The organism is Paenibacillus sp. MDV22-iso6 (assembly GCF_058408365.1).
Genome location: NZ_JBZVDZ010000004.1, coordinates 60,310 through 77,778 on the forward strand (window position 1 = coordinate 60,310; position 17,469 = coordinate 77,778).

Genomic DNA, 17,469 nt, shown 5'->3' on the forward strand with positions numbered 1-17,469 from the left:
TGTTTACAACCCCTTGTTGAGATAAAGTCCGAGAGCGGCCAAAATGGCACCTACCGCCCAAAAAGTAATGACAACTCGCCATTCCGACCAGCCACTCAGTTCAAAGTGATGATGAATCGGGCTCATTTTGAATACACGTTTGCCACGAGTTTTGAAAGATACTACTTGAATGATAACGGACAGGATTTCGATGACGAAAATACCGCCAATGATGACAAAAAGAAGTTCTGTCTTCGTCACAATGGCGACGGCACCAATCGCACCACCAATTCCGAGTGAGCCTGTATCTCCCATAAACACTTTGGCCGGGTGTGCGTTATATACCAGGAATCCAAGTACCGCACCAATCATCGCCGCCGCACATACCGCTGCTGGCATGGATGTTGCCTGCATCGCCACAATGGCAAATGCCCCAAATGCGATGGCGCTCACGCCGGACAGCAAGCCGTCCAGACCATCGGTAAAGTTAACTGCATTCGTGATGGCAAGCATCATGAATACCACAAACGGATAGTAGAACCATCCCGTCCAGTCAAAGGAGACTGATGTACCTGGAATCGATATGGCTGTGCTGTGTCCATTCTGGATAAGCAAATAGCACATCACTGCACTGAAAAACAACTGACCAATCATCTTTTGTCTAGCCGTCAGCCCCAGTGAACGTTTGAATACAATCTTGATGTAGTCATCCAGGAAACCAATCAGACCGAAGCCGAGTGTAGCCACCAGCAGGACGTAAAAGTCCGTATTTTTGACCGCTGAAAATTTCAAAAAGGCCAATGTGAACGCGAGTAAAATAACTACTCCGCCCATTGTAGGTGTTCCGCTTTTTTTCAGATGGCTCTGTGGCCCATCTTCCCGAACCTGCTGTCCGAACTTCATTCGACGCAGCAATGGAATCAAGAGCGGTGCAGCAATCACCGCCAAAATAAATGAAACACCGATTGTTAACAGTAATACCTGAAAATCCATGGGTTCACCCCTCTAGTCTACTCTATTCTGTAATGGAGCTATTTTTAGCGCTTCGACCACATCCTCAAGCTTCATGCCTCGGGAGGCCTTAAACAAGACAACATCTCTGGATTGGAGATTCTCCAGTAGATATCGGGTCAATTCTTCCTTGCTCTCAAAAGTGTGTACGGCTTCTGCTGGCATGTTTTGTCTTGCTCCTTCTGCGATACTCGCAGATAAAGGGCCATAAGCCAGCACCATATTCATTTTGTCGGGTGTAATATATTCACCGATTCCCCGATGGAGCTCATGCTCCTGAGGCCCCAGTTCTAGCATATCACCGAGCACGGCAACTTTGATCCGATACCCCTTAAGGCCCTCCAGCACATCCACAGCGGCTTTCATGGAGGTTGGACTAGCGTTGTAAGCATCATTGAGCATGGTCAAACCACTGACCCCGTTAATAATCTCGATGCGCATGCCGGTTAATTTCAAACGTGACAGTCCTGCTACAATCTGTTCAGCAGCCACTCCAAAATGACGGGCAACCGCTAATGCAGCAAGACAGTTGACCACATTATGTGTCCCCAATAATGGCAGTGTAAGAGCATCCTCTCCAGACTGCTTGGTTGTAAACGCAACCCCACTCTGTGCATTCATAATTCCAGTAGGATAATCATCGTTATCCGTCTGCAAGCCAAATGTATACCGTTGAAGTCCTTCAGGCAGCTTAGTCGCTGGCTCCGCCAGAACCTGCTCAATCAACGGTTCGTCGCCGTTGTATATCAGCAATCCACCTGGTTTCATGCCAGCAGCAATTTCAACTTTTGCCCGAGCAATCTCCAATCGAGATCCCAGTTGAAGTAGATGGGATTCACCAATATTCGTGATGATTGCGACATCCGGCTGGGCAATTAAAGATAATTCTTCAATCTCTCCTCGGCCGCTCATGCCCATCTCCAGAATTACGATCTCAGTGTCTGGTTCCATGCTAAGTACGGTAAGCGGCAAACCAATATGATTATTGAAATTGCCTTGGGTCTTATGCACTTTGAACGTGGTAGACAGAATGGCATCCACAATGTCCTTTGTTGTTGTTTTACCATTGCTGCCTGTAATGCCTACAACGGAGGCCTTGTTTTCTTTTAAATAGGAGGACGCAAGCTCCTGCAATGCAACCAGGGTATCCTCCACAATAATCACAGCACCTTGAGGTGAAGCTCCATGATCCTTTTGCCATAAAGCTCCGGCAGCGCCCTTCTCTACACAGGTTTGCACAAATTCATGTCCGTCAAACCTTTCGCCAACAAGCGGGATAAAGAGACTGCCTTGAACGGGCTTACGCGAATCTGTAAATACACCTTCAACACCAACATCACCATAAGCAGCAATGTCAGTTAGTGTTCCTCCACACATCTCGGCCAATTGTGCCAATGTTCTTTTTATCAATTGGATTTGCCCCTTATCGCTTCTTTCGCTATGATCCGATCGTCAAAGTCCGTCTTGGTTGTGCCGATGATTTGATAGGTCTCATGCCCCTTGCCCGCAATCAATACTACATCGGCAGAGCTTGCCATTTCAATAGCTTCATGAATCGCCTGGCGCCGATCCACAATCATCGTATAACGGTCAGGTTGAATGGCATCTTCAATCAAGCCCTGTTCAATATCCTTGAGAATCAGATCGGGATCTTCTGTCCGCGGATTATCGGAAGTAACAAATACGATATCGCTATACTTCGCTGCAATTTTACCCATTAGAGGCCGCTTCGTACGATCTCGGTCACCACCACATCCAAATACGCAGATCACACGGCCTTCAGCAAATTCCTTCACCGTCCGCAATACGTTCTCCAGGCCATCTGGGGTATGAGCATAGTCAACAATGACTGCAAACGGCTGTCCTTCGTCAACAGCCTCAACACGTCCATCTACGCCAGGTACCGTCTCCAAACTACGTTTGATCTCCTCCAGCGGAATGTCTTCAACCAGAGCAGCAGCGATGGCAGCCATTGCGTTGTACACATTGAATTTGCCTACCATCCGTAAACGAATATCAGTGCTGCCTCTGAATGTGTCTACATGGAAAGAAGTCCCTTGCGAGGTAATTGAAATCTGGGATGCGTGTACATCCGCATTTTCCTCCATGCCGTATGTAATGACTTCAGCTGCCGTTACAGATATAAAGTAAGCTGCAGCGGGATCATCTGCGTTGATTACTGCAAATTTGCGCTTGGAAGCATCCTCGGTATATCCGTTACCCAACCGTGCAAAGAACAGTCCTTTCGCTCCACGATATTCTTCCATGGAATGATGGTAATCCAGATGATCCTGCGTCAAATTGGTAAATACAGCCGTGCGGAATTCCGTCCCCTTCACCCGACCTTGCTCCAAAGCGTGGGATGAAACTTCCATAACACAACAGTCCGTGCCTGCTTGAACCATATCATTCAGACTGCGCTGTAGATCAAGTGCTTCCGGTGTAGTACCTGACATCGGGTATGTGCGCCCGTCATAGCGCATTTGAATGGTCCCGATTAATCCTGTTTTTTGACCAAAGTCACTCATGATTTTTTCAATTAAATAGGTAGTCGTTGTTTTTCCGTTGGTTCCCGTTACACCAATCATATTCATCTTGCGGCTTGGCGAGTCAAAAAAGGAATCTGCCAGTACAGCCATGGCGAAACGGCTGTCTTTTACCAGCAACTGCGGAACAGGCAGATCCAGCTCTCGTTCCACAACCAGAGCGACAGCTCCAGCGTTTACAGCCTTCTCAGCATAGTTATGTCCGTCAACCGTATGTCCTGGAAGACAGATAAACAGATCTCCCGGTTGTACCTGGCGAGAATCTGTCTGTAGGTTTTGACATTCTGTATTTGGTTCGCCAATGACACGGGCGGTTGTTAGCATTGATGAAAGTTGTTTTAAAAGCACATGAATAACCTCACTTTTTCCAAGTTTACTTCAATTTCAACAGTTCTCTGTAATCATTAATATCGTAAACACAGCCAATTAATGAAACGCAACTCAGTGCATTTTGTTGCGGTGGGGATCAAGAGCCCCATCAGGGCTCTTGTCCTTCCTCCTTGGTATGATCATGAATATCATTCAGAACATCACCCATATAGATGCGTATAGTAGAACCCTGATCAACCCGTGCTCCTGGCTTTGGAGCCTGGTTAATGACATATTTCCCACTGCCGGATTTGGCCAGCATAAAGTTCATATTCAGATCCTCATACAGATCTTCGACCGTAGCTCCTGTCAGATCGGGAACCGTCACGATTTTGGTTTCTCCATACTTGTATTCTTTGGCTACCTGATCCTTTCGAACCGGAACATTCATATAATGCAGCGCATCCTCCAGAATGTTCTGTACGATCGGTGCGGCAACCACGCCGCCGAACTGAATCCCTTTCGGGTTATCCACCGCAGTATACACAACAATCTGCGGATCATCCGCTGGAGCAAAACCGATAAAGGATACAATATGCTCGGTAGAGGAGTAACGTCCATTGATTACCTTCTGGGCCGTACCCGTTTTTCCGCCAACCCGGTATCCATCAATAAACGCCGGACGTCCCGTACCCTTGGCGACGACACTCTCAAGTGCTTCACGTACTTGCTTGGACGTATCTTCCGAGATGACTTGACGAACCAGTTCCGGCTTGGCCTCTTCCATCACTTCACCCGTTTCGGGATGAACCCAAGCCTTTGTAACATATGGCTTGTATAGTTTACCACCATTAATAGCTGCTGACACAGCCGCTACTTGCTGAATCGGCGTAACGGATACCCCTTGACCAAAAGCAGTGGTCGCAAGCTCCACAGGACCGACCCGTGACAGTTTGAACAGAATCCCGCTGGCCTCACCACTCAGATCGATGCCTGTTTTGGTGCCAAAACCGAAGTCTTTAATATAGGAGAATAATGATTCTTTGCCCAGCCTCTGACCCAGTGCAACAAATCCAGGGTTGCAGGAGTTCTCCACGACTTGGAGGAAGGTCTGACTTCCATGGCCACCCTTTTTCCAGCAACGCAGGCGAGCGCCTCCAACTTCAACAAATCCGGGATCATAGAACTGATCCTGCGTCAGATTTACTTTTTTCTCTTCAAGTGCTGCTGCGAGCGTAATAATTTTAAACGTTGAACCCGGTTCGTACGTCATCCAGATCGGTAAATTCCGGTTGTATACATCGGCCGGATATTGCTGATAATCGGCTGGTTCGTATCCGGGTCTACTGGCCATGCCAAGGATTTCACCCGTCTTAGGGTTCATGGCAATAGCAAGCGCCGAGTTGGCCTGGAACTTGACCATAGCCTGATCCAGCTCGCGTTCCATGATGGACTGAATCGATTTATCAATAGTCAGCTTCAGGTTCAGACCATCCTTTGGTTCCACATACTTCTCAGATGAGCCCGGCATAAGCCTTCCGGCCGCATCGGACAAGTAGGACACACTGCCATTCAAACCGTTCAGCTTATCATCATACTTTTTCTCTACACCCGTTAAGCCCTGATTATCAATACCCGTAAAACCAAGAATATGAGCCGCCAGATCATCATATGGATAAAAGCGTTTATTATCCTCAGCAACAACGATACCCGGAAGCTTCAAATCACGGATGTGCTGAGCTTTCTCCATCGTAATTTTGCGGCCACCGGGTTGTAGTCGTACAATTAGTTCTCTTTTCTTGATGGTTGCCAGCACTTTCTCTTCGGTCATCCCCAGCAAAGGAGCCAGTGCTCTTGCTGTTGTCTCCGCTTCCTTGACCTGGGCAGGAATCGCCATAATGGTTGGTGTGGTTATATTGTAGGCGAGAGAGGTTCCATTTCGATCCAGGATCTCTCCCCGTTTGGCTGAATAAGGAATATTCCGCCGCCAAGACTCTTCCGCTTTCGCAGAGAGTTCCGGTCCTTTCCCTAACTGTACATAAGCAAGCCTGATTACCAAGGCTGAGAATAACAGAACTAAAATCACTAAACTCCATAACAACCTACGCCGCAGATTTACGCTTGACCCCTTCACGAAAAGATCCCCCCACTCGTCCCAAAATCATGATTGTGTTCAATTCATGAATATTCAGGACAACCGGGGGTTAGAACAAGCTGTCTGTGATCTCTATGGAAGCGAAGCCCCGTCCGAAGTGTTACCAGACGATTTTGTCTCATTTGAAGGTGGATTTGTAGTATCCGTTTTGCCCGTTTCTTCGGTGTTCCCCGTTCCATCAGCTGCTCCCTGATTGTTAGTCTCGTCCCCTAATGCTGGATCAGAAGACTCAGGAGCTTCATCTGCTATACCGGTAACTGCCGCTTTGGCCGTCTGCAGCACAAGCTCAACCGTTCTCTGTTCGCCTGCCACCTGCTCCGTTTGCTTCACCACATATCCTTCACCTTTAACGGTTACGCCCACTTTCATGAGGGAGAGCACTTCAAGTGCATCTCGTAGAGATTCGCCAGTCAGATCAGGGATCTTCATTTTGCTGCTCTCTTCGGTCAAAAGGTAGATTCGTTGGCCAGGATTCATGGCTGCACCCGCCACAGGATACTGGCGAATGACATTTTCACCCTGACCAAGCGTCTCATAGGCAATTCCTGCGTTCAAAAGTTGGCTTCTAGCCTGTTTGGCTGTCTTACCTGACAGATCAGGAGCTTTAGCTTGAACGACCGGCGTTGTTTTTGACTTTTTGTCAGTGGTCTTTACTGTATCTTTGGGAACTCCCATGTATTGAAGGGTCTGGCTCACAATCTTCTTGAATACCGGAGCAGCTGCAGTACCGCCGCCAATATTGGCACCGTCAGGCTGGTCAATCACAATTAACATCGCGATTTTGGGATTATTTACAGGTGCAAATCCGATAAACGAAACGACGTCTTTGGATTTACTGTATGTCCCATTCACAACTTTTCTTGCCGTACCCGTTTTACCAGCCACACGGTATCCTTCGATATAAGCATTGCGCCCTGTACCAATCGTTTGGTCGGCTACAACCTGTTCCAGATACCCACTCACCAGTTTGGAAGATTCCTTGGAAATGACCTGACGAACGACCTTCGGCTTGATTACTTCTGATGTACCGTCATTCGGGTTAATAATTTCCTTTACCAGATGCGGTTCCATAAGTTTGCCACCGTTGGCAATGGCCGAAATGGCTGCTACCTGCTGGATTGGCGTTACCTGTACAAGACCATGACCATATGCTGCTGTGGCAATTTCCGATTTATAAACCAGCGGCTTGATTGGTGAAGCCGATTCACTCGGCAGATCAATGCCCGTCTTTTTACCAAAACCGAATTGGTCTATGTAATGACGCAAACGTTCACCGCCAAGCATGTTATAGCCCAGATTAACGAACGCAATGTTACTTGAACGTTTGACACCTTCCAAGTAGGAAATCCGGCCATAGGCGTGACCGTTATCACTGATTGGGTAGCCACCGATATAGACTCGCTTGGATTCAAACGTAGCATTCGGATCAAACAGCTTCTCTTCAACCGCACCCGCCAGAGTAACAATTTTAAAAGTAGACCCTGGTTCATAGATGGATTGTATCGCATGATTGATAAAATTCTTCTGATCCGGCGTTTCCGCATACGTATTAGGATTAAAGGTCGGCCAATTGGCCATTCCTAAGATTTCCATCGTGTTAGGATCTGCTGCAATGACAGTCATGCTCAGTGGATTGTACTGGGCTACCGCTTCTTTCATTGCATCTTCGATGTAGTACTGAATTGTATCATCAATCGTCAGTTTCAAGTTACTTCCATTCTGCGGTGGAAGGTAGTTGTCCTGGGAATCAGGCAGCTTGTACCCTTTGGCATCCTTCTGATAGTTCAGATAACCATCTGTACCTGTAAGCTGTTCATCATACGAGACCTCAAGTCCGTTAACAGCCTTGCCATCACGGCTCATATAACCCAGCAAATGAGAGGCGAGCGTTTCTTCCGGATAAAATCGCTTCGACTCCTGTGTCATGACAATCGCGTTTTTAGCCTTGTAGTCATCCTGAAGTTTTTCGCGAAATTCGTCTACTTTAGCAGCGAGTTCAGGGCTAATTTTATACCCTTCACTGCGCACTTCACGTTGTTGAAAGAATGTCCCATCTTTCTTTTTGGCTGTTACAAGTGCGCGCATTTCACTCTCGCTTTTACCCAATAAACTAGATAATTTGTTAATAACCACATCTTCAATCCCAAGTTTATTAATCATCTCCGGGTTTACAGATACCGTGTAAGCAGGTGCATCTGTGGCCAGGATGTTACCATTGCGGTCTGTGATTGTCCCGCGACTGGCCTTGATGGTTTGTTCACGTTCGACCAAACCAGCTGCTCGCTCCTGCCAAATACCGCCATTAACAACCTGAATAAAGAATATGCGGGTTATTAATACAAGAAAAAAGAGGGTAATACATCCCCCTATAAGCAGCGTGCGCATCTTTATTCTTTTTACCATCGGTACACCTCTTTTGCTTCAGCACTTTGTATGGATTGATACAAAATGTTCTACTTATTTGCTGTATCCGAGGACGATTCAGTACCTGTCGAGTTCGTTGCACTTGTTGAGCGAGGTACAAAAATGACATCCTTACCGGAAGCCTCAACATAACCAAGTTTGCGAGCATTCTCGATGACCAGATTGTTCAGTTTTTCTTTCTCCACTTGCAGATCTGCAATCGTTTTCTCTGCGTCTCTCACATCAGACAACGTCGTCTGTGCCTGCTTATTCAGATCATAGATGTGAGCGTAACGCGACATCATTACACCACCCACAACAATGACTGCAACCAGAGTAATCAGATACAAAAATTTCTCGCGTGCCGGAAGACCGGTACGACGGGTCACCACTTTGGTAGTTTCCTTGTACCGCTGCTGGGCCACACGTTCTTGGGACGCTTTTTCTTTCACTGCCAGATTACCACGTGTATATGCCATACTCCGACTCTCTCCTCCGCTCTTGATTTACAGTTTCTCGGCTACGCGCAGCTTCGCTGAACGAGCACGGGAGTTTTCGGCCAGTTCCGTTTCCGTTGGAATCAGCGGCTTTCTGTTCACTAAACGCATGGTACCCTTACCGCCGCAAACACACAACGGAAAATCGGGAGGGCATGTACATTTCTCCAGATAACTGCTAAAAATCTGTTTGCAAATTCGGTCCTCAAGTGAGTGAAAAGTAATAACAGATACACGTCCGCCCGGTGCCAAGCACCGAACGGCCTGATGTAACGCTTCTTCGAACGCGCCCAGCTCATCATTAACCGCAATTCGCAATGCCTGGAAGCTGCGTTTTGCAGGATGTCCTCCGGTACGACGAGCCGCCGCCGGAATCCCTTCTTTGATCAATTCCACCAGTTCGCCAGTAGTCTCAATTGTGGATTGCTTCCTCTTTTCAATAATGACACGCGCAATTCGTCTAGAGAATTTCTCTTCACCATAGCGATACAAAATGCGGGCAATCTCCTCTTCCGGCCATTCGTTAACAATCTCTTTGGCGGTAAGGGATGCGTCCTGATCCATACGCATATCCAACGGAGCATCGTGATTGTAGCTAAATCCACGTTCTCCTTCGTCGAATTGCGGCGATGATACCCCCAAATCGTACAAAATGCCATCTACCTGTGGCACGCCATCTTTCATCGGTACATCCAGTTCTTTCAGTACCTGTTCGAGATCACGGAAATTGGTTTTCACCAATGTAATCCGCTCTCCATATGGAGCCAATTTTTCACGCGCGTTATCCAAAGCCCAATCATCCTGATCCAGTGCGATCAGACGTCCCCCTGGACCGAGCTTGGATGCAATCACGGAGCTATGTCCGCCACCGCCTAAAGTGCAGTCCACGTATATACCGTCCTGCTTGATGTTTAATCCCTCTGTTGCCTCTTCTTTGAGTACGGTTATGTGGTGAAACAACCTGCACCCCTCCTGACTTTATAAATCAAAATTAAAATCGACCAGCTTTTCGGCAATGTCGTTGAATGCTTCTTCGGATTGATTGAAATAACTCTCCCATATGCCTTTGCTCCAAATCTCCACCCGGTTCGACACGCCAAGAACAACGCAATCCTTGTCCAGCTTGGCATACTCTCTAAGATTGCCCGGCAAATTTACCCTGCCCTGTTTGTCCAATTCACATTCGGTGGCACCCGAGAAAAAAAACCGGGTAAACGCACGTGCATCGGATTTCATCAACGGCAGTGCTTTGAGCTTCTGTTCCATGACCCCCCACTCCTCCATGGGGTACACGAAAAGACACTGGTCCAAACCCCGTGTGACAACGAAAGACGGTCCCAGAGATTCGCGGAATTTAGCCGGAATAATAACCCGACCCTTGTCATCAATGCTATGTTGGAACTCCCCCATAAACATTGGCCCACTCACTCCTCACCCGTTTCTCCCACTTTGCCCCACTTTCCACCACCTAAGCATAATAGATTCGCACAAAAAAATCAAAACCCTTCTTACGGGCTTTACTTTTTTTTAATTTCCAACCGCAAAAAAACGTCTTTGATCCTGTCACTCAGGATCAAAGACGTTTCCCGTTTACGGGCAATCGCACGTACACCCGCATATGAGCCATATCATTAATAAACCATTTTAAACCCTTTGAAGCACTTAATCAGCTTGTAATTAATGGATGCCTCTTAGAATTTCCAGCTGTCCAGATATTTTTCCTGCTCGGCGGACAAAGAGTCGATGGCAATATTCAAGCTTTCTAGTTTGTAACTGGCAACCTGTTGGTCAATGTCATAAGGTACATTAACAACGGTTTTACCCAGTTCCGCATAGTTCTCGCTCACATAACGCAGACCCAGCGCTTGCAATGCAAACGTTGTATCCATAATCTCAGCAGGGTGTCCATCGGCTGCACCCAGGTTTACGAGGCGTCCTTCAGCCAGCAAATACATCTTACGGCCATCTTTGAAGCGATATTCTTCAATGTTTCGGCGTACGGTACGAATCGAATCGGAACGTTTAGCAAGTTCAGGTTTGTTTACTTCCACGTCAAAGTGACCCGCATTGCTAAGAATTGCTCCATCCTTCATCACATCGTAATGCTCTCCAGTAATCACATCTTTATTGCCGGTAACAGCGATGAAGAAATCACCCAATTTTGCAGCTTCTACCATCGTCATGACACGGAATCCGTCCATATGTGCTTCTACGGCTTTAATAGGATCAATTTCAGTTACGATGACATTTGCTCCGAGCCCTTTGGCACGCATCGCTACACCTTTACCACACCATCCATAACCCACTACAACTACGTTCTTTCCTGCAACGACCAGATTAGTTGTACGGATGATACCATCGAATGCAGACTGACCTGTACCGTAACGGTTATCAAACAAGTATTTGCAATAAGCGTCATTGACTGCAACCATTGGGAAACGCAATTGTCCTTCTTTCGCCAAAGCTTTCAAACGAATGATGCCCGTTGTCGTTTCCTCTGCTCCACCACGAATGGTGGCAGCTAGGTCAGGACGTTCAGATGCAATGATAGTGGCAAAGTCTCCACCGTCATCAATGATCAGATCAGGTTTCACTTCAAGTGCACGAAGTTGCAGTTCTTTGAACTCAACAGGGTCCGGATTATGTTTGGCATACACAGTAACGCCGTCTTCCACCAGAGCAGCACAAACATCGTCCTGTGTTGACAATGGGTTGCTGTGTGTAATCGTCACTTCTGCACCACCAGCTTGAATGACTTTCGCCAGGTAAGCTGTTTTGGCCTCAAGGTGAAGGCAAATGGCTACTTTCAAACCTTTAAACGGAAGATCCTGTTCAAATTGGCGACGAATGCGGTTTAACACCGGCATATGTGCTTCTACCCAATCAATTTTCAGATGACCTTCCGAAGCGAGTCCCATATCCTTAACGATACTGTTTTGCAATGCAGGGGTAGTCATTCCTCATCCTCCTCGATTATCTATTCCTTCTATTATAAAAGGTCACTACAATGTGATCACTTGGTGTTGTCCACGGAATTCGTTCTGACTTTCAATCAGTTGTCCGATCCACTCGGTTCCATAACGGTTCAGGTAAAAGAGTACGTTATGTACTCGTTCCTGTGGTTTGTTCATGGGAAAGAGTGAGTTTTGCATCCCGTTCCAGTGTCTTAGACTCACATTGTGTTTATCTTTGATGGCTTTGTGGGTCTGCTGTTGCAGATATTGCATCTGTTCGCTGATCTTACCTACATTGGTATCTCCAATTCGGTCCAGACCAGGATGGATCTCTGTGATCTGATCAAGTAATGGACGATATAGATCGGCAAATGCTTGCTGAACGCGCTCGAATTGTTCATCGACCTGGAAGGTCTCCTGCTGTGCCAGCCATTGTTCCTTCTTATCTTCCATATGATATTGAACGTCCTGGAAAGAAAGACTGTACTGCTTCATATGCTTGTGATGAACATCTTCCAAAATGGTAAAGGACAGACGTGGAAGCAAGATAGGCATCTGCAGCCCAAACCGGCCAAACGCTTCACGTGTCAATCCCCAGTACGCGATCTCACCTTGACCTAAGATAACAGCCGCTACAGGTAAAATGGAATCTTGCATCAATGGCCGGGTCAATACATTGTTGCTAAACCGCTCGGGATGTTCAGCCAGTTCCTGAAGCAGTCGCTCTTCTGTAAATGAAACCAGACCTTTACGGTCGCTGTACAAGCCGTCTTTCAACATCAGAAGCAACCGTGCCCCTTCATGTATGTAAAACAGATTGGCCCCATCTTCCGCGACTTCAGCTGGCATGGCATATCCGGCTTGTTCCAATGCGGAGGCACCTTGTGCATATGCTTGGCGTAATGTCCCATTTTCACGAATCAAACGCTCAAATACAGGCTGCTCAAGCCTGCGCAAGTCTGGATCTGCAGCATCCATCAGAATAAGTCCACTGCTGCCAAACAATGCTGAGATTAACCGAGCAAACGCATCACTCAGATTCGAACTCGACTGATGAATTTCCGTAACCAGCTTCATCAAACCAGGTTTGTGCACCGTATCTGGTAACAGATGCTCCACCTGCTTCAGCACGGTCATCCATTGTTCTGTTTCCACATGGACATAACTCACAGAATCCCTGCCTGCAAACCGCCCTTGTAACTTGATCTTCGTCATGTCACCGTTGGCGTCAGGCAAGTATGTGTGGTTCACTTCATCCCAGTCATGGTCTTCGCCTGCAATCCAAAAAACGGGAACGACCGGCCGTTGTAGCCTGTTCTCCGCTTCCCGCGCAGCTGCAACTACACTTGCTGCTTTATAAATTACAAACAACGGACCTGTAAGCAGGCCGCTTTGCTGTCCTCCCGTAACAACCAACGCTTCTTGTTCCGCGAGACGTGTGATGGATTCATGGACTGCACCATGATCGTTCACCCGTTTATTATATATACGTAGATACTCTGCCAGATGTTGACGAGGAATACGTGTGTTCTCCGATTGGTCTAGCCACTCGGCACGCGTATGAAGCCCCGATTCCCAGCGAATGTCATATTGGTAAAGGCCACGCGCAGCATCCCTTGAACAGACATAGTCTTCTGCAAGTCGCGTTCCGCTGCGGAGTGCCTCGGTAATACCTTTCATGAGGTCTGCCTCCTATTCTGCTTCAAAGAGCCTTTCTTGATTGTACCGAATGAGAGCCCTCTTCGTCAAAAGAAAGTGCATCAAAAAATAAAAAACCGCCGAACAAAGTCGGCGGTTTGATATTCATGGATAAGTCCAAATGAAAATTGTACTTTTTATACGTAAGGTTCTGCAACCCAGTGACCTTTGGATATCTCAATCAATTGAGCGTTCTGCAGGTTGTATGGATCATTTGCAGGACCACCAGATCCATTCTTAAGTGCTTGTTCTTCCGGCAGCAAAATGCGGCGTTTGCTCGCTTCTACTTCCGGATCAGGTACAGGGATCGCAGACAGCAATGTTTTGGTGTAAGGGTGAATCGGATTAGCATAAAGTTCTTCACTTTCAGCCAACTCCACCACTTTACCCATGTACATTACAGCTACACGGTCACTGATATGTTTAACCATGGACAAGTCATGCGCAATGAACAGGTACGTCAAGCCGAGGCGTTGCTGAAGTTCTTCCAGCAAATTAACAACCTGAGCCTGAATGGACACGTCCAATGCTGACAATGGCTCATCACAGATGATGAATTTAGGGTCTACAGCCAATGCACGGGCAATCCCGATCCGTTGTCTTTGACCACCTGAAAATTCATGTGGATAACGGAGTGCATGGCTGGGATTCAGACCTACAAGATCAAGCAATTCCTCAACGCGTCTCTTCCGCTCTGTCCGACTTGATGCCAGACCATGAATATCAAGAGATTCACCGATGATATCCATAACGTTGAAACGTGGGTTCAAAGATGCATAAGGATCCTGGAAAATCATCTGCATATCTTTACGCATTTCTTTCATCTTGCGCGGAGACAGCTTGTAGATGTCCGTTCCGTTAAAGTTAACATTTCCGCCTGTTGGCTCATAAAGGCGCAGAATTGTGCGGCCAGTTGTGGATTTACCACAGCCCGACTCCCCTACAACTCCAAGTGTTTCGCCTTCAAAAATATCAAAGCTAACATCATTAACCGCTTTGAGAATGTTCCCTTTGCCCAAATTGAAGTATTGTTTCAGGTTCTTCACTTGAACCAGCGGCTTGTTGGCACCTTTGATAATACCAACTGGAGTAGGCTTTTCTTTTTTAGGCTCGTCCAGACGAGGAAGAGCATTCAGCAACTTAATCGTGTATGGATGTTGAGGATTACTGAAGATTTCAGCAGTTGTTCCAGTTTCAACAACTTCGCCTTCCTTCATAACAACAACACGATCACACATTCCTGCGACTACTCCAAGGTCATGCGTGATAAGCATGATCGAAGTTCCAAGCTTTTGCTGCATGTCTTTCATAACATCCAAGATTTGTGCCTGAATCGTTACGTCGAGTGCAGTTGTTGGCTCATCCGCAATCAGAAGGGATGGACGACATGCCAAGGCAATCGCAATCATAGCACGCTGACGCATACCACCGGAAAATTGGTGTGGATAATGGTTCATACGCGATTCTGCATTTTTGATGCCTACAAGTTCGAGCATTTCCAATGCGCTTTTTTCAGCTTCTTTTTTGGACATATTCTGATGCTTGCGCAGTACCTCGGTAATTTGTTTACCAATTTTGATGGTAGGATTCAAAGAAGTCATTGGATCCTGGAAGATCATGCCGATATCTTTACCACGGATGGCTTCCATCTGTTTATCTGTCTTATTCAGCAGGTCCTGCCCGTGAAAAGTAATTTCTCCGCTTTTGACCTTCGAAGGCGGGGAGGGAATCAATTTCATGATGGTTTGGGCAGTAACACTCTTACCACTACCGGATTCACCTACGATCCCCAGCGTCTCTCCTTTGCCAAGTTCAAAACTCACATTTTTAACGGCATCAAACTCACCAGAACGCGTCGTAAATGACACACTCAGGTCTTTGACTGTTAAAATCGGCTCCATAATCCCACCTCCTATTTCTATTTACGTAATTTCGGATCAAGCGCGTCGCGCAAGCCGTCACCAAGCAAGTTAAATGCAAGCATTGTCATAACCATCAAACCTGCAGGGAACCACATCCGCCAAGGATACAGCGTCCAGCCTGTAAGTGCATCATTGATCATAGATCCAAGAGAGGATTTAGGTGCAGATACACCCAATCCGAGGAAGCTCAAAAATGCTTCTGCGAAGATAGCATTTGGGATGGACAACGTCAATGTAACGAGAATTGGTCCGACAGCATTTGGCAACAAATGACGGAAGAGTTGACGCCCAGTGCTTGCGCCCATGGAACGAGCAGCAAGGATAAAGTCTCTGTTTTTGAGTTGCATAATCTCACCACGCACAATCCAGGACATACTGATCCATCCTGTAATGGTGAGTGCAATGATAATCGTTGTCAGACTTGGCTCCAATACAACCAGCAACAGGATAACAACGAGCATGTATGGCAGGGAGTACAAGATCTCGGAGAACTTGTTCATGATGCCGTCAACACGTCCACCGTAGAAGCCCATAATGGCTCCATAAATTACCCCGATGACAAGGTCAATCAAAGCAGCAGCCAAACCTACAGTAAGAGACACACGTGCACCTACCCAGGTTCTTACCCATACATCACGACCTAGTTCATCTGTTCCGAACCAGTGTTCAGCACTCGGTGCAGCATTGGAATTCAACAAATCATTGGAATAATAATTATAGCTTGAGAACAAAGAAGTTGGACCAATCATAGAGAAAATGACAACAAGGACTAGAACAGCCAAACTAATCATAGCGGCCTTGTTGGTTGCAAGTCTGTACATAGCGTCTTTGAATAGCGATACACTCTCTTGCGATTTCAACGCTGCCTGACTATCCAGGCCTGTGTTCGCCGTTTCATTATTGTTGTTATTCGTGCCAGACAACGTTATGCCCCCTTCCGGCTTTCTAGCTTAATTCTAGGATCAATCAACACGTAAGCGATATCCGTCAGGAAACGTGCAAGCATCAAGAGAATACCATAGAAGATTGTAATCCCCATGATCATCGTGTAATCACGATTCGTAATACTCTCTACAAATACTTTACCAATTCCACCAATATTAAAGATTTGCTCAATAACAACGGAACCTGTGATAATATTTGCTGTCATCGGACCAACATAAGTAACGACTGGCAGAATACCGTTCCGTAAAACGTGTTTAAACATGATAGCAGGCCATTTCAAACCTTTGGCTTTGGCTGTTTTGATGTAGTCTGCATGCAACACTTCCAACATGCTTGAACGCGTCAAACGTGCGATAAAGGCAATTGGAGATGCCGACAGTGCGGCAACAGGAAGCACATAATCGAGTGGGCCATCGAAGCCCATAACATTAAACCAGCCTAGTTTGAATGCAAAAACATATTGCACCAGGGATGCGAGCAAGAAACTCGGTACAGCAATCCCGATAACAGCCAGAATCATCGTAATATCATCAATCAACTTGCGGTGGTACACTGCGGCAATAAGCCCCAACAAGACACCCACAACAATCGAGATAATAATCGCAAAAATTCCTAGCTTCAGCGACGCTGTAAACGTTTGAGTGATCATACCAGATACATCTTGGTTCAGGTATTTCATAGAAACCCCGAAATCACCTTTAATGATTCCACCCATATACTTCAGGTATTGTTCATACATCGGCTTGTCCAAACCATACTTCACTTCCAAAAGTGCCCGGATTTCAGGTGATACTTTTTTCTCGGATGTAAAAGGGTCACCCGGAATGGCCTTCATCAGGAAGAAGGTTGCTGATGCGAGTATGAAAAGCGATAGCAGCATAAATAGCAGTTTTTTCAGCACGTACTTAACCAACCCTTGCACACCTCCACAAACAATATTTTGTATACAAATCGATTGTAGAATTAGACAAGAATAATGTCCAATCCATTTATCGGAAATTTCAAGAATTATAAGGAAAATCGGTGCACATACAAAAAAATCGGGATATA

General features: G+C 46.6%; 13 protein-coding genes. All 13 read right to left on the minus strand.

Annotated features, from left to right (window positions below):
- Positions 1-3 precede the first annotated feature (3 nt).
- Positions 4-972: a phospho-N-acetylmuramoyl-pentapeptide-transferase gene (gene mraY, locus AC4PM4_RS12340; RefSeq protein WP_063566988.1), complete on the minus strand. Its 969-nt coding sequence runs from the start codon at positions 970-972 to the stop codon at positions 4-6.
- Positions 973-984: 12 nt separating this feature from the next.
- Complete coding sequence (locus tag AC4PM4_RS12345) at positions 985-2,397, minus strand: UDP-N-acetylmuramoyl-tripeptide--D-alanyl-D-alanine ligase (protein WP_491613948.1); 1,413 nt, start codon at positions 2,395-2,397, stop codon at positions 985-987.
- Entirely contained in the window at positions 2,397-3,884 is a 1,488-nt protein-coding gene (locus AC4PM4_RS12350; protein ID WP_491613699.1) for a UDP-N-acetylmuramoyl-L-alanyl-D-glutamate--2,6-diaminopimelate ligase, read from the minus strand. The genes AC4PM4_RS12345 and AC4PM4_RS12350 overlap by 1 nt, the downstream gene beginning before the upstream one ends.
- A 130-nt stretch (positions 3,885-4,014) precedes the next feature.
- Positions 4,015-5,979, minus strand: coding sequence for a stage V sporulation protein D (locus tag AC4PM4_RS12355; protein WP_053781224.1), 1,965 nt, complete (start codon positions 5,977-5,979; stop codon positions 4,015-4,017).
- Positions 5,980-6,072: 93 nt separating this feature from the next.
- A complete protein-coding gene (locus AC4PM4_RS12360) occupies positions 6,073-8,403 on the minus strand; it encodes a penicillin-binding transpeptidase domain-containing protein (RefSeq protein WP_090809942.1) in 2,331 nt (776 codons plus the stop codon).
- A 50-nt stretch (positions 8,404-8,453) separates the two neighbouring features.
- Positions 8,454-8,882, minus strand: coding sequence for a hypothetical protein (locus tag AC4PM4_RS12365; protein ID WP_063566991.1), 429 nt, complete (start codon positions 8,880-8,882; stop codon positions 8,454-8,456).
- A gap of 27 nt (positions 8,883-8,909) precedes the next feature.
- Positions 8,910-9,860 (minus strand): 16S rRNA (cytosine(1402)-N(4))-methyltransferase RsmH, encoded by a 951-nt coding sequence (gene rsmH, locus AC4PM4_RS12370; RefSeq protein WP_063566992.1) that lies wholly within the window; start codon positions 9,858-9,860, stop codon positions 8,910-8,912.
- Between the two features lie 18 nt (positions 9,861-9,878).
- The gene (gene mraZ, locus AC4PM4_RS12375) at positions 9,879-10,316 is read right to left on the minus strand and encodes a division/cell wall cluster transcriptional repressor MraZ (RefSeq protein WP_017687291.1); all 438 of its coding nucleotides are present in this window, start codon (positions 10,314-10,316) and stop codon (positions 9,879-9,881) included.
- Between the two features lie 275 nt (positions 10,317-10,591).
- Positions 10,592-11,857 carry an adenosylhomocysteinase gene (locus tag AC4PM4_RS12380; protein WP_063566994.1) on the minus strand — a complete coding sequence of 422 codons (1,266 nt, stop codon included), beginning with the start codon at positions 11,855-11,857 and terminating at the stop codon, positions 10,592-10,594.
- 45 nt (positions 11,858-11,902) lie between these two features.
- Positions 11,903-13,534 carry a bacillithiol biosynthesis cysteine-adding enzyme BshC gene (gene bshC, locus AC4PM4_RS12385; RefSeq protein WP_491613700.1) on the minus strand — a complete coding sequence of 544 codons (1,632 nt, stop codon included), beginning with the start codon at positions 13,532-13,534 and terminating at the stop codon, positions 11,903-11,905.
- A gap of 155 nt (positions 13,535-13,689) precedes the next feature.
- Positions 13,690-15,453 (minus strand): ABC transporter ATP-binding protein, encoded by a 1,764-nt coding sequence (locus AC4PM4_RS12390; RefSeq protein ID WP_491613701.1) that lies wholly within the window; start codon positions 15,451-15,453, stop codon positions 13,690-13,692.
- 17 nt (positions 15,454-15,470) lie between these two features.
- The gene (locus AC4PM4_RS12395; RefSeq protein ID WP_491613949.1) at positions 15,471-16,352 is read right to left on the minus strand and encodes an ABC transporter permease; all 882 of its coding nucleotides are present in this window, start codon (positions 16,350-16,352) and stop codon (positions 15,471-15,473) included.
- A gap of 47 nt (positions 16,353-16,399) precedes the next feature.
- A complete protein-coding gene (locus tag AC4PM4_RS12400) occupies positions 16,400-17,332 on the minus strand; it encodes an ABC transporter permease (protein WP_491613702.1) in 933 nt (310 codons plus the stop codon).
- Between the last annotated feature and the right edge of the window lie 137 nt (positions 17,333-17,469).